Here is a 206-nt window from a genome sequence, read left to right on the forward strand (position 1 = left end):
TCTTCGTTCCTTCTACTTTTGTTTGGCTTACTTTTGTATTCGTGATGTCATAACCTTTTACTTCGGATTGATATCCATCTACCGGTTGTTCTTTCACTTCATACTTGTATGCCTTACCTTCGGCATCATATGCCGCTAAGTCTGTAAATGCATATTTCCAACCTGTTGCTTCGCTTACTTCTTGCGTTGCAATCACTTTACCATTT

Annotated in this window: 1 protein-coding gene; it reads right to left on the bottom strand. The window is 38.8% G+C overall.

Features of this window, described 5'->3' with window-relative positions; genetic code table 11:
- On the bottom strand, positions 1 to 206 hold a 206-nt coding region (locus ORL93_RS31185), incomplete at both ends, for a Cna B-type domain-containing protein (RefSeq protein ID WP_265960367.1).

The organism is Bacillus sp. DHT2, from assembly GCF_026241455.1.
Taxonomy (GTDB): domain Bacteria; phylum Bacillota; class Bacilli; order Bacillales; family Bacillaceae_G; genus Bacillus_A; species Bacillus_A pseudomycoides.